The organism is Paraburkholderia sp. AV2 (assembly GCF_054968425.1).
Map to the genome: position 1 here is coordinate 1 of NZ_JBANLK010000014.1, position 13,611 is coordinate 13,611.

12 protein-coding genes and 1 pseudogene are annotated in these 13,611 nt (G+C 64.2%); 10 read left to right on the top strand and 3 right to left on the bottom strand.

Annotated features, from left to right (window positions below; translation table 11 throughout):
* Positions 1-1,637: type VI secretion system baseplate subunit TssF (gene tssF, locus V8683_RS12425; protein ID WP_462880639.1), on the bottom strand; the 1,637-nt coding region annotated here is incomplete at its 3' end.
* 416 nt (positions 1,638-2,053) lie between these two features.
* Here tssF and V8683_RS12430 point away from each other — a divergent pair.
* From V8683_RS12430 to V8683_RS12450, 5 genes and pseudogenes are all read left to right on the top strand, one after another.
* Positions 2,054-2,251, top strand: a pseudogene (locus tag V8683_RS12430) (tlde1 domain-containing protein); the annotation flags it as partial.
* Positions 2,248-2,559: a hypothetical protein gene (locus tag V8683_RS12435; RefSeq protein WP_411191821.1), complete on the top strand. Its 312-nt coding sequence runs from the start codon at positions 2,248-2,250 to the stop codon at positions 2,557-2,559. The pseudogene V8683_RS12430 and the gene V8683_RS12435, both read left to right, overlap by 4 nt.
* A gap of 525 nt (positions 2,560-3,084) precedes the next feature.
* Positions 3,085-5,265, top strand: a complete 2,181-nt coding sequence (locus V8683_RS12440; RefSeq protein ID WP_411191820.1) for a TonB-dependent receptor — start codon at positions 3,085-3,087, stop codon at positions 5,263-5,265.
* Positions 5,266-5,367: 102 nt separating this feature from the next.
* On the top strand, positions 5,368-6,051 hold the full coding sequence (locus V8683_RS12445) for a Fe2+-dependent dioxygenase (protein WP_411191819.1): 684 nt from the start codon (positions 5,368-5,370) through the stop codon (positions 6,049-6,051).
* A complete protein-coding gene (locus V8683_RS12450; RefSeq protein WP_411191818.1) occupies positions 6,048-6,770 on the top strand; it encodes a PepSY-associated TM helix domain-containing protein in 723 nt (240 codons plus the stop codon). The genes V8683_RS12445 and V8683_RS12450 overlap by 4 nt, the downstream gene beginning before the upstream one ends.
* A gap of 57 nt (positions 6,771-6,827) precedes the next feature.
* Here V8683_RS12450 and cobF read toward each other — a convergent pair whose 3' ends face one another.
* A complete protein-coding gene (gene cobF, locus V8683_RS12455) occupies positions 6,828-7,610 on the bottom strand; it encodes a precorrin-6A synthase (deacetylating) (RefSeq protein ID WP_411191817.1) in 783 nt (260 codons plus the stop codon).
* 257 nt (positions 7,611-7,867) lie between these two features.
* Here cobF and V8683_RS12460 point away from each other — a divergent pair, with 257 nt between their 5' ends.
* The gene (locus V8683_RS12460; protein ID WP_411191816.1) at positions 7,868-8,455 is read left to right on the top strand and encodes a LysE family translocator; all 588 of its coding nucleotides are present in this window, start codon (positions 7,868-7,870) and stop codon (positions 8,453-8,455) included.
* Between the two features lie 22 nt (positions 8,456-8,477).
* Here V8683_RS12460 and V8683_RS12465 read toward each other — a convergent pair whose 3' ends face one another.
* Complete coding sequence (locus tag V8683_RS12465; RefSeq protein WP_411191815.1) at positions 8,478-9,311, bottom strand: AraC family transcriptional regulator; 834 nt, start codon at positions 9,309-9,311, stop codon at positions 8,478-8,480.
* A gap of 230 nt (positions 9,312-9,541) precedes the next feature.
* On the opposite strand from V8683_RS12465, the gene V8683_RS12470 reads away from it, so the two are divergent.
* Genes V8683_RS12470 through V8683_RS12485 form a run of 4 tightly spaced genes read left to right on the top strand, consistent with a single transcriptional unit; the run spans position 9,542 to position 13,601 of the window.
* Complete coding sequence (locus tag V8683_RS12470; RefSeq protein WP_411191814.1) at positions 9,542-11,896, top strand: HAMP domain-containing protein; 2,355 nt, start codon at positions 9,542-9,544, stop codon at positions 11,894-11,896.
* Between the two features lie 3 nt (positions 11,897-11,899).
* Positions 11,900-12,661 carry a methyl-accepting chemotaxis protein gene (locus tag V8683_RS12475; protein WP_411191813.1) on the top strand — a complete coding sequence of 254 codons (762 nt, stop codon included), beginning with the start codon at positions 11,900-11,902 and terminating at the stop codon, positions 12,659-12,661.
* Entirely contained in the window at positions 12,658-13,197 is a 540-nt protein-coding gene (locus tag V8683_RS12480; protein ID WP_411191812.1) for a hypothetical protein, read from the top strand. Before V8683_RS12475 ends, V8683_RS12480 begins: the two co-directional genes overlap by 4 nt.
* Positions 13,198-13,235: 38 nt before the next feature.
* The gene (locus tag V8683_RS12485; protein ID WP_411191811.1) at positions 13,236-13,601 is read left to right on the top strand and encodes a response regulator; all 366 of its coding nucleotides are present in this window, start codon (positions 13,236-13,238) and stop codon (positions 13,599-13,601) included.
* Positions 13,602-13,611: the final 10 nt, after the last annotated feature.

Below are 13,611 nucleotides of genomic sequence, written 5' to 3' on the forward strand. Positions count from 1 at the left end.
CCCCATCGGTCAGCATGCCCTGCTGCCCGAGCGTGCCGTCCGGCAGGTAGATGCGATAGGCCCTGCCCTGGCGATGGTTCGTGAAACTCATCGTCAAAGACCGCCAGTTCCAGGTGAAGCCGGCGTACGAGTTCCCGGGCGGCATCGCCGCTCGCCCCGTGGGCCAGCGGCGGCCTGGGCGCGGTCGGCCCGTGCACGAACCCGACGCCCGCCACAGACTTCGCATCCTTCACGACCAGATCGTTCACGCCGTTGCGTGGCAGCACGCAGGACAGGTCCTCGTTGGTGAGCCAGGCGTGCAGCGTGAGGTGGTGCACATCGCTGTCGTCCGGCTCGCGTGCGGGGCCAAGCAGTTTCAGCCACGTATGTGTGCGGACAAACTGCTGAAGGGTGTCGTACCGGCATTCGTTGTTCCCGACCAGTTCCAGCTCACGCCGCAGCGAGAAGTAGCGCGGGCTACGGCGCGTATTGTCGGAAAGGGCCGTGTCAAGCGGACGAAAGGGAATGTGCTCAGAGTCCTCGTTCACCTGCCCGACCACGAAATCAACCGAATGCACCCCGTAATCGTCCGGTTTGTCCACCACGGGCGTAAGCCGGTGCTCGGTGTCCTGTGGATTGATATCGAGCCGCGCCGTCATGATCGGAAAATAGTTGGTCACGGGTGCGCAGAAAAGTGCAAGCTGCGACGCATCGACCTGCTGGTCAAACGCGGCGACTTCGCGGTTGAGCAGTAGCACGATCTCAACCGCTGGTCCTTCTATCCTTTTCAGACCAGCAGCGAGGCCCGTGAGGGTGAAGAACCAGAACCGGGACGGCAGCGCATAATATTCTTGGACCTGCATCTGCCCGTAGAACTTCAGTCGCACCGGGCGCAAGAGGCTTTCGTCCGGCTCCAGCCCCTCATACCCCACCCGCATGCCTGGCATGCCGGGAACCTGTGCGCCGTACAGGTTGCACTGATCGAACTCACCCGATATGCCCATCACCGACGTGTGAATCAGCTCGAACAGGCGCGAAGCCAGCGCTTCCTCGCCACACAGATAGACAGGCAGGCGGTCCAGCCCGTCAAGGCGGGCGAGCGGCGTGCCATTGAGGGTCGCGAGGCGAACGCGCAATGCACTACGCAAACGCGTCAGGTCATCGCTGTTGTGGAGGTAACGATGCAGGCTCGGAATGTCAGGGGGAATGCCGGTAAATCGCAGGTACTCAATTCCGAGAGGCCATATCCCGACCGGCTGGCTCGTGAGGAATTCGCAGAGCGTGGCGTTGTCCCCGGCCTCGCCCATCGTGAGCGTCGTGTGCCGTGGCAGGGTGAGGCCCTGCGGGCTGTGCGCCGCCAAGGCGTCGAGATAGAAACGCACCACGCCCATCGACGGCTGTGGTGCTGCGAAATTCGGATTGACGCCCTCCAGGATGCGCAGCGGAATCTCAAGGGGCCAGCGGTCGATGTGCAGGCATGTGCGGGCATTGATGAAGGCCGCCCCCTGGAGCAGTCGCTCCACGTAACGGTTCCCGACCTCGCTCGCCTGGACGCCCAGCCTGGCAGCGATCTTCACATGCCCCTGTGTGAACTCGCCAAACAAGGCGGTGATATAGCGCAGTTCGTGCACGTAGCGCTCTGGAAGTTCCAGGTCCATCGCCATCCTGTCAGAATTATCAGTAATTCGAACGATGCGTCACGGTAAACTCCATACTACGAAAACTCAAATGCGGGGCGCATCAAGTCACTTGATGCTGATGGACCTCAAGGCGCGAATCAATTCGACGGATGCCCGCGAACGCAAAGCGGGCGAGCGGGCACTGAACGGGGTTAGCAGACCGCACGGGCGAGTCCGCGTCGTAGTGGCGGCTGATCGCGCGGATGGCATCCAGCGTGTATCACTCGATGCGACCTGGCAATACTCATGGTGCAAATGCTTTTCAGAGTAGTTCGATATCACCCTGCTGATCTGGTCGCATATCAAGAAATAAGGCTCCATCACATTCCGCTTCCAGAGAGGTTCCACAATGGCAGTTCCTTTGCATCTGTGGTTGAGAGACGAACACAGGCGATACAACCATGATTAACAGTATCAGGCGTGGTAACTTTCGCATTCATCCTGAAGGGCAAATGCGACTTAGCGAAGGATGCATTACCGTTATCAATCACCTTGAATTCGATCGGCTACGGCGGTACATCCGGTCTCATAAGCCCGACTTGCCGGTTCCCGGTGGCCCGTTGCGCGCTTACGGTACGGTGGACGTTCGATGAATCGGCTACTTCGACGCGCGGCATATCTGATTGCGTTCATTGCCGCGTCGGTTGTCGGAGGGTGGTGGATAGGCAAAGCCCTTTCGTCGTTTTCATTCGAAATGCCGTATTGGCTCGACGTCACCATTCGTGCAGGGATGCACCTGACGGGCATGCATGACCCGCTCAATCCCGAGGACATCGAGACAATCGGTCTTTTCGCTCTTTGGCTGATTTACTCCCTTGTCGTTGCCGCCATGTTAGGGATCGTGCTGTCCGGGTTACGACGATATTTGAAGAAACGCCGTGCGTGCGGCTGGTACGGTTGAAGTGCGATGAAGACGATCCCGCTGCGCGGCACGCGCTCCTTGGGTTTGACAGGACGCCGTGGGGAAACTCGGGGAAGATGTTTGCAGATGCACGGAAACGACGCCACTCCCCACGCACGAGCAGAAAATCTTTGCGCAACAAGGTCTTGACGCGATTGGTCAGGTGTTATCCACGGACCTTTCCACGGTTTCTGTGGATAACGGCATGCCGCCCTCATACCCTCGCGGGCCCAATCAGACGGCCCACGAAAAATTACATTTCCATTTCACACCCTGTAATTTCCAGAAATATTCCAAACCCTTACTAACAACAACCCTACGATTGAAATAAATAGAAACATATGAAATGATACCGATTCTCATTCGGATCGACCCAAAACGCATCGGTCCAATCAATAACAACCAGCCAGCGTAGCGTCGTGTCCTTGTCTGTTTGAGGGGCGGCCCAGCCAGCCAACGCACCCGTGCCGTCATGCGCTGTCACGCATGTCCAGCCGGCCGGGGCCTTCGTCGGACAGGACTCCCATGTTGAACAGGACGCCGCTCGCGAGTGCGCTCGCGCTGGCTTTTGCCGTGCCCTTCGCTTCCACCGCGCTCGCGCAGAGCGCTCCGGCCGCCGCCGCACCAGCCGCGGCCTCCTCCGCTGCGGCGGAAGGCTCGACGCTCCCCGCCATCTCCGTGTCGGGCCAGACCGATCCCCAGGACTTCCAGGCCGAGCGCTCGACGGTGGGCGCGAAGACGCCCACGGCGCTGCGCGACATCCCGCAGTCGGTCACGGTCATCAACAAGGCCGTGATGCAGTCGCAGGGCGCGACCTCGTTCCAGGACGCGCTGCGCAACGCGCCCGGTATCACGATAGGCGGCGCGGAAGGCGGCCAGATCGGCAACAACATCAACCTGCGCGGCTTCACGGCGCAGAACGACATCTACCTCGACGGCTTCCGCGACCGCAACCAGTACTATCGCGACACCTTCGACCTCGACGCCATCGAAGTGCTCTACGGCCCTTCGTCCATGCTGTTCGGCCGCGGCTCGACAGGCGGCGTGGTGAACCAGGTGTCGAAGAAGGCCAATCTCACGCCGTCGGCGGAAGTCTCGACCACGGTCGGGACCGACGACCGCTATCGCACGAGTGTCGACCTGAACCATCCGCTGGGCGACACGGCGGCGTTCCGCCTGAATGCGTTCGGCCAGTCGCTCGGTTCCACGCGCGACGAGATGAAGAACAAGGACTACGGTATCGCGCCCGAACTGCGCTTCGGCATCGGCACGCCGACCGAGGTGACGCTCTCCGCGCTGATCCAGCACAACTACGACATGCCCGATTACGGCGTGCAGTCGATCAACGGCCATGCGTTCGCGCCGTCGAAGAGCACGTATTACGGCCTTACTGACGACCGCACGATCCAGGACGTCCAGACGGTCACGGCGCGCGTCGATCACAAGTTCAACGACCAGTTCAAGATTACCAACCAGACCGAGTTCTCGCACTCGCTCACCGACGCGCGCGAGACCGCGGCCGGCGCCGTGCTGACCGGTCCGCTGGCCACGAGCCCGGCGCTCTCGAACGGCAACTACACGACGCTGCCGCTCTCGGACCTCTACGTCAAGCTTGCGAGCCACGACCGCGTGATCGAGAACCACTCGATCTACAACGACTCGATGGCCGAGTACAAGTTCGACACGGGCTTCCTCAAGCACGACGTGATCGCGGGTGTCGAGGTCGGCCACGACAGCTATACGAACCAGGCCTATACGCGCAACAATCTGCCGATTCTCTCGCTGCTCGATCCGGCGTACATGTCCACGCCATCGAACGTCACGCAGACCGTGGGCAATCACGCCGAGTCGGGCGCGACCTCGCTCGCGGCCTACATGAACGAGACGATGTCGTTGGGCGAGCACTGGAAGCTGATAGGCGGGCTGCGCTGGGACCGCTTTCAGGCGCACATCTCGAACACGATCAGCGCGCCGGGCTATGCGGACCAGACCAACACGTTCACGAGCGTGCGCGCCGGCGTGATCTATCAGCCCACCGACTGGCAGTCCTACTATTTCTCTTACGGCACTTCGTTCGACCCGTCGCTCGAATCGCTCACCGTCACGAACAATACGCAGAATCTCGCGCCGGAAACCACCAAGTCGTACGAGGTGGGCGGCAAGTGGGATCTGCTGAACGGCAATCTTTCGGTGACTTCGGCGCTGTTCCAGCAGGAGATGAACAACGCGCGCACGCAAACCTCCTCGGGCGAGTACCTGCTGGAAGGCGACGTGCGCGTGCGTGGCTTCCAGGCGGGCGTGAGCGGCCACCTCACGGACAAATGGCAGGTGTTCGGCGGCTACACCTACATGGACGGCGTCGTGCTCCAGGCGCTGGACGGCACCCAGGGCAACACGCTCGCGAACACGCCGCGCAACACGCTGACGCTCTGGACAACTTACGAGGTGGCGCCGCACTGGGAAGTGGGCGGCGGCCCGACCTACATGTCGGCGCGTTATGCGGCGAACACGAACTACGTTTCGGTAGGCGGCTACACGCGCTGGGATGCGATGGCCGAATATCACCAGAAGAAGTGGGACGTTCGCCTGAACCTGCTGAACCTCACCAACAAGTTCTACTACGACGCGCTCATTCAATCCGATGGCGGGCGCTCGGTGCCGGGCGTGGGACGCACGCTGCTCGCGACCTTCGACTATCGGCTGTGAGCGCAAGATGCCGTCACACGCCGTAACGCAATTGCCCGAAAAGTCGCGCACAATGCGCGGTTTTACGCGCGTGGCGAGCGTGGCGGATGGAAAGGAAACCCGATGCTGGTGCACATACCGAATGTACTGACACCCGACCAGGTGCGCGGCCTGCGCGAGCGGCTCGACCGTGCGGGCGACGCCTGGGTGGACGGCCGCGCGACGGCCGGTTATACCGGCGCGCCCGTGAAGCGCAATCAGCAGATCGCCGAGCACACGCCGATCGCGCGCGAACTGGGCGATGTGGTGCTGGCCGCCATCGAGCGCAATCCGCTCTTCATCAGCGCGGCGCTGCCCAATCAGGTGTATCCGCCGCTCTTCAGCCGTTACGAGGGCGGCATGACGTTCGGCAGCCACGTGGACGGCGCCGTGCGGGTGCTGCCCAACGGCGTGAAGCTGCGCACGGACGTTTCAGTGACGTTGTTTCTTTCGGCGCCCGACGAGTACGACGGCGGCGAGCTCGTGGTCGAGGACAGCTACGGCGTGCAGGAGGTCAAGCTGCCGGCCGGCGACATGATCGTCTATCCGGCCACGAGCCTGCATCAGGTCACGCCGGTCACGCGCGGCGTGCGCCTCGCAAGTTTCTTCTGGGTGCAGAGCCTCGTGCGCAGCGATACCCAGCGCGCGCTGCTTTTCGACATGGACACGGCGATCCAGCGCCTGAACGCGAGCGACGCGGACGCGCAGGCCCGCCGCAGCCTGGTCGGTTGCTATCACAACCTTTTGCGCATCTGGAGTGAAACGTGAACTATCCCGAGGCCGTGGAAATCGAGGCGGCGAAGCCGCGCCCGGCGCAACTCGACGCCGCGGCGCGCGATGAGCGCGCGAAACGTTCACGCCGCGGTTCGCGCCGCGCGACCTTCATCAAATGGTTGCGCAAGGTGCACGGCTGGGTGGGACTCTGGGGCGCGGCGCTGGGCCTCCTGTTCGGCGTGACGGGTTTCGTGCTCAACCATCGCGGCGAGCCGCTGCGTATTTCGACGGGCGCACCGCAGGTTTCGACCGTGCAGCTCAAGTTGCCCGATCCCGCGCCCGAAACGCCGCGCGCGCTCGTGAAGTGGTTGCAAGGGCAGCCGGATCTGAAGCTGCCGACGCGCGTTGGCCGCGTGCAGAAGGAGCCGGAACATCCCGTGGCCTGGGGCGACCGCGAGACCGTTCAGCCCGAGCACTGGCAGTTGATGTTCTCGTCGCCGCACGAGAGCGTCACGGTCGAGTACTGGGACGGCAACGATTTCGTCACGCTCAAGCGCAACAGCAACTCGCTGCTCGCCACGCTCACGAACCTGCACAAGGGCGTGGGCATGAGCGTGGGCTGGGTGCTCTTCATCGACAGCTTCGCGGGCGCGCTGATCCTGCTTTCGCTGACCGGCGTGCTGCTGTGGACCGAGCTCAACAAGCGCAAGACGGTGGGCGCCGTGCTCGTGATCGGCTCGATCATCGTGGCCGTCTGCGCAGGGCTGGCCTGATCGCGCCCGAGGGGGCGCCGCCGCGCCTGGGTGGCTTGGGGGTGACCTGGGGGGCCCTCAATCGCCTTCGTTTTCCACGCCGCGCCGGCGCAGCAGATAGGTGTCCATGATCCAGCCATTTGCGTCGCGCGCCTCGCCGCGCACGCGAACGATCTCGTCCTTCACCTCGTCGAGGCGGCCCGATATGAGAATCTCGTCGGGCGTGCCGACATAGGCGCCCCAGTAGATGTCGAGGTCTTCGTCCGCGAGGTCGCGGTAGGCGTTCTGCGCGTCGAGCATCACGACCACGCTGTCCGTGTCCGCAGGAAAGCCCTGCGCGAGACGGCGCCCGGTCGTGATCGCCACGGGTCGACCGATGAAGTTGAGCGGCACGCGATGCTTCGCGGCAAGCGCCTGAACGCTGCTGATGCCCGGAATCACCTCGAAGTCGAACGCGAGGCGCTTTTGCGCCTGTATCGCGTCGAGAATGCGAATCGTGCTGTCGTAGAGCGACGGGTCGCCCCACACGAGAAAGGCGCCGCACTGGCCGTTTTCGAGTTCCTCTTCGATGAGCCGTTCGAACACGCGCTGCTTGTCGCGGTTCAGTTCCTCGACGGCCGCGCGATAGTCGGTGCCGTCGCGCCGCCGCTCGGGGCTTGCCGCTTCGACGATACGGTAGTCGCGATCCTTGATGAAACGCGCGCAGATTGTCTTGCGCAGCGCCACGAGCTTGTCCTTTGCGGGGCCCTTGTCCATCACGAAGAACACGTCTGCCTGATTGAGCGCATTGATGGCCTGCACGGTCAGGTAGTCGGGGTCGCCCGCGCCGATGCCGATGACCAGTATTTTCTTCCGTTCCATGGGGGTGTTCCGTTCAGGATGAGCGCCGTGCGCTGCGCAGGTTGCCGGCATTCGCGCGGAGGCGGAACGCGCCGTCCGGCGAATGATAGCGTGACTTCGACCTTGCGCTTCGGTCTTCAGGGCTCTTGCTGGCCGGCGAGGGCAATTTCCTTCAATACGCGCTTGCGCGGTCCCCTTACGCTTGGGCCGGTGATGCACTCGCCCGCCGGGCGTAACGAACATAACCCGCGATAACCCGCGATAACCCGAGGATGACCGTGAGCATGGCACTTTCCATGGCCGCTTTCGCGCTGGCCACGTCGATTACTCCAGGACCCGTCAATGTCGTCGCGTTGGGCGCGGGCACGCGGTATGGATTTCGCGCGAGCCTGCGCCACGTGACCGGCGCGACAGTCGGCTTCGTGCTGCTTCTGCTGCTGATCGGGCTCGGGCTGCACGAACTGCTCGCGCAATGGCCGTGGCTCACGCGCGCGATTCGCTGGGCTGGCGTGGCCTTCCTGCTCTACGTGGCCTGGCGCCTTGCCGCCGACAAGGGCGAGATCGGCACCGCCGCCGCCGCGCGCGGCCCCTCGCTGTGGGTGGGCGCGGCCATGCAGTGGTTCAACCCGAAGGCGTGGCTCGCCTCGGTGGCGGGCATGGGGGCCTATGCGGCCTCGGGCGAGAAGGTGCTGGTCTGGCAGTTCGCCGCGATCTACTGCGTCGTCTGCTATCTCTCGATCGCCTGCTGGGCCTGGGCCGGCGCGTCGTTGCGCCAGGCGCTGCGCAAGCCGGCGCGGATGCGCCTCGTGAACCGCAGCATGGCGGTGCTGCTTGCCGCGAGCGCGCTGTATCTGCTCAAGACCTGAGCGGCATTCAGGCGTTGCCGCGCTACTGTCCCGCGCGGTACTGTCCTGGCGTCGCAGCAACGAACTGGCGGAACGCGCGCTGGAGATGCGCCTGATCGGCAAAGCCGGCATCCGCGGCGACATCGGCGATGGCTCGTCCACGCCGTAGTTGAGCCCGGCTGAATTCGATGCGCCGGTTCACGACATAAGCGTGAGGCGTCATGCCGTACTGCTGCCTGAACGCGCGGATCAGATACGAAGGCGAGAGGTCGGCCGCCGCGCAGATTTCTTCCAGCCTGAGCGTGCGCGTGTAGTTGTCGTCGATGTATTCGGCGGCGCGCGCGAGACGATGGTTCGGCTCGCGCGCGCTGGCAGGCGCGGGATTCAGCGTTTGTTGCAGCGTCGAAAAATAGGCCGTGACGGCGCTTTCCTTGCGCAGCGTGCTCTCGTGCGTATCGGTGAGCAGCGCGTAGAGCCGGTTGAGCCCGGCGAAGAGATCGGCACGCAGGCTCAAGGTCTGTTCGAACGCACGAAAGCCCTGACCGGCGTTGAAGCCCAGATCCTGCTGCCGTTGCGCGAGCCAGTCCACGTCCAGATAGAACATGCGGTAGGCCCACGGCGCGTCTTCGGCCGGATTGCACGCATGCGCGACTTCGGGATTGACCACCACGACCGTGCCCGCGCCAATGGACTCGAGCGTGCGACCGTTCAGGTAAGTGCTGCGCCCGCCCGTTACCGCGCCGACCGAAAACGTGCTATGCGCGTGCAGGCCGTAGCGCACCTTGCGGCCGTCGGCAATCGCGCGGACCTCGATGAACGGCAGCGCCTCGTCGCGCCAGAATTGGGGCACGGCAGCGGTTCGGGGCGATGAGGGCACGGCGAGTTCCCGTTTTGAAAGGCGAGCATCGATCTTATCGCAAGGTGGCCGCTACCCGGCCTTTACCCTTTCGCCTCGCGCGTCACCGTGCGCCAGGACACATTCCTGTGAAGATTCACAACAGCGTCACATACCCCCCGCGATAATCCCACGCTCGAATAGATGGCCTATGCGTCATGAGTCGCACAACGATAGTGCGGCCGGCGCACTGACGGCCCGGGGATTTCGACATGACCATTCGTCACCGCATCACGCTACTCATCGTTCTGATGTTCGTCGCGCTGTCCGCCATCGGCGGCTACGCGGTCTACCAGACACGCCGCAGCGCCGCCGACGTCCGCCAGGTGACGCAAGGTGTCGTGCCGAGCGCGCTGGCTTCCTCCGATCTCGTCGCGCTCGTGAAGGACGTGCAGCTTGCCACCATGACGCTCGTCTACGCGCCCGACGCGAACATGGTCTCGCAGGCGCAGGACGACCTGAAGACCAAGGAAGCCGCGCTGCGCGCCGCGCTCGACGTGCAGCGCAAGGCTGCTGCGAGCCACGCGCAGGAAGGTCTTGTCGCGCAGGCCGACGACAGCATCGCGAACTACTTCTCCGCGATCGACGACACCGCGAAAATGAAGGCCGCGGGCAAGAACGAGCTCGCGCAGGCCTACCTCTTCGCGAACGTCGCGCAGTACCGCGACGAACTCGAAGGCATCGTCACGACGCTGCGCGTCGAGAAGAACCGCCAGAAAGACGACGCGATCACGGCGCTCAACGGCACGCTCGACACCACCACGAGCGCCATCGCCGGCGTGACGGGCGGCGCGATCGTGCTGCTCACGCTGATCGGCCTCCTGCTGTATCGCCAGATCACGCGACCGCTTTCGAGCATGCAGGCGATGATGAGCGAGATCGCCTCGAACCAGGACTTCACGCGGCGCGTGCCCGTGGGCCGCATGGACGAAATCGGCCACTCGATCGTCGCCTTCAACGGCATGATCGAGAAGATCCAGCAGAGCTCCGCGCAGCTCAAGCGCAAGACCGACGACATCCAGGCGATGCTGCAGAACATGCAGCAGGGCATTCTCACGGTGATCGAAGGCGCGACCATTCACAACGAGTACTCGGCGTATCTGGAAGCGATCTTCGAAACTAACGAGATTGCCGGCCGTCCGCTCATGGACCTCGTTTTCGCCAACACGACGCTCGACGCCGACACGATCGCCCAGGTTCAAGCCGCGGTCGATGCGTGCCTTGGCGAAGACAGCGTGAACTTCGCGTTCAACCAGCATCTGCTCGTGAACGAGATCACGCGCACGATGCCCGACGGCCGCGAGAAGGTGCTCGACCTGAGCTGGTCGGCGATCACCGACGAAAACGACGTGGTCGTGCGCCTCATGCTGTGCGTGCGCGACGTGACCGAACTGCGCGAACTCGCGGCGGAAGCCGGCGAGCAGAAGCGCCGCCTGCAGATGATCGGCGAGATTCTCGCGGTGAGCGAAGAGAAGTTCCATCAGTTCGTGGAAAGCTCGAAGGGCTTCATCCACGAAAACGAACGCATCATTCGCCAGAACGACTGCGCCGACATGGATGCCGTCGCGGAACTATTCCGCAACATGCACACGGTGAAGGGCAATGCGCGCACGTACAGCCTGCAGCACCTCACGGGCGTCGTGCACGAGGTCGAGCAGCGCTACGACGCGCTGCGCCGCGAGGACCCCGATCACACGTGGGACCAGCAGTCGCTGATCGAGGATCTCGAGCGCGTGAAGCATTCGCTCGAGCACTACGCGACGATCAATGCCGAGAGCCTGGGCCGCGGCGCGGGTGCGAAGGGTCGGGAAGGGCGCGTGAGCGTGGCGCGCGAACAGATCGAAGCCAGCCTGCGCGCGCTCGACGCCGCTCGCGACGACGACCTCGCTTCGCTGCGCGCCATGCGCGAGGCGGTGCGCGGCCTGCTCGCCCGTATCGGTACCGAAACGGTAGGCGATGCGTTGGCGGGCGTGCTCGACTCGCTGCCATCGCTGGCCGAAGAGCTGGACAAGGTCGCGCCGATCGTGAGGATTGCGGACCATGATTTGCGCCTGAAGAGCGAAGTGGCGCCCACGGTGAAAGACGTGTTTACGCACCTGCTGCGCAACTCGCTCGACCACGGCATCGAAATGCCGGCGCAGCGCCGCGCGCAGGGCAAGGACGAGGCGGGCCATATCGACATCGCGGCGAACGTGGAAGGCGGCGCCCTGAAGATGGTGCTCGCCGACGACGGCCGTGGCCTCGCGCTTGCACGCATCCGCAGCATTGCGGAGGAGCGCGGCTGGCTCGCCCAGGACGAAGCCGCGAGCGACGAGACGATTGCCGGCTTCATTTTCCACGCGGGTTTCTCGACGGCGCAGCACGTGACCGAGGTGTCGGGCCGCGGCGTGGGCATGGATGCGGTGCGTGCGTTCCTCGAACGCGAAGGCGGCCGCATCGAGCTGCGCTTCACGGACAGCCGGCAAGGCGCGGATTACCGCCACTTCGAAACGATAGTCTGGCTGCCGCAGCAATGGGCCGTGAGCGGCGCCGATCGCGCCGCGCACGCGCGGGCGCTGGCGGATTGATCGATGGTGGGGGCTGAAGTGGTGTTACCGATCTTGTTGGGGGGCGCGGCCGGGGCCGCGCTCGTGGCGTTTGCCGCCGCGGCGATGCAGGCGCGGCAGCGCGCGTTGTCGCGCCGCGCGTCCGAAACGCAGCTCGCCGCGCATGGCGCCGCGCTCGCGCAGGCCGAGGAACTCGCGGACGAACGCGTGGCCGCCGTCACGCAGGAAACCGGCGCGCTCCATGCGCAGATCGACACGCTGCGTGCCGAGCTGGCCCAGCGCAAGTCGCTCGCGGATGCCCTGGAGGCCGCGCTCGACGAAGCGCGCACGCGCAGCGAGGACGCCCTGCAGCGCGCCTCGCGCATCGCGGGGGAGGCCACGCGCCTGCGGCTCATGTCCGCTACCTTCGAGCGCTGGCACGAGCAAATGATCTCGCTGATGGCGCAGAACCACGACATGCACCAGAAGAATCAGGAGCTCTCGTCGATCGTGAGCCACGTGCTGATCGTTTCGCTCAACGCATCGATCGAAGCGGCGCGCGCGGGGGCGGCCGGCCGCGGCTTCTCGATCGTGGCGGGCGAGGTGCGCGCGCTCGCCACGCGCTCGCAGGACCTCTCGAAGAGCTACCGTGACAGCCTGAACCGCAACGACCTCATCACGGCAGCCACGTTCCAGGACATTCAGGCAGGCGGCAAGATGATCGCGGCCTCGCTGGCGAGCGTGGAATCGCTCTCGAACCAGTTGCAGGCGCATCTCGGGGAAGCGCGTACCGAGGCACACGCATGATCGGCGCGCAGGCAAAGGACAGCATCGAGCGCATCTTCTTTTCGGCGGTGCGCACGCGTCTCGTGACGGACGAGCAGCATGGCTGCGAGATCAGCCCGCGCCCGGCGGAAGCGGCGCAGGGCGAGCATGTCGTCGTGCTCACGATCTCGTCGATGCAGTTCCGCCTGCTGCTGCTGTTGCACTTCGAAGACGACGAAGCGACGCGCCAGTACTACCTGGGCCACGTGGGCGATGTGCAGCGCTCGCTCACCGAATGTTTCATGGAGTTCGGCAACCTGTGCTGCGGGGCGATGAACCAGCAGCTCGTCAATCATTTTCCGGACCTCGGCATGTCCACGCCGTATGCGCTCAGCAGCGCGTGCCTGCCGTACCTGCACGAGCTGAAGCCGGACTATGTCTCCACCTATGCGCTTACGCTCGACGGCAGTGTGCGGCTTGGCGCGACGCTGTGCGTCTGCTCGCAGACACCGCTCGACTTCGTCGCGGCACAAACGGAAACGGCCAGCGAAGGGGCGGGCGAGCTGGAACTGTTTTAACGAAGGAAGCGCTGCACGCGGCGCAAAGGAGTATCGATATGGCAAAGATTCTGGTGGTGGACGACTCGAGCACGGTGCGCGACGAAGTGGCGGGCTTTCTGCGCAAGAACGGTCTCGACGTGGACACGGCAGTGGACGGCAAGGACGGTCTCGCGAAGCTGCGCTCGAATCCCGGCGTGAAGCTCGTGGTGAGCGACGTGAACATGCCCAACATGGACGGCCTCACGATGGTCGAGAAGATTCGCAGCGAGCTTTCGAACACGGCCGTCAACGTGGTGATGCTGACGACGGAAAGCAGCCCGGCCATGAAGGAGCGCGGCAAGGCGGCCGGCGTGCGCGGCTGGATCGTCAAGCCGTTCAAGGGCGACGCCGTGCTGGAGACGTTTCGCAAGCTGGCGGGGTGAAGCCGGCCTG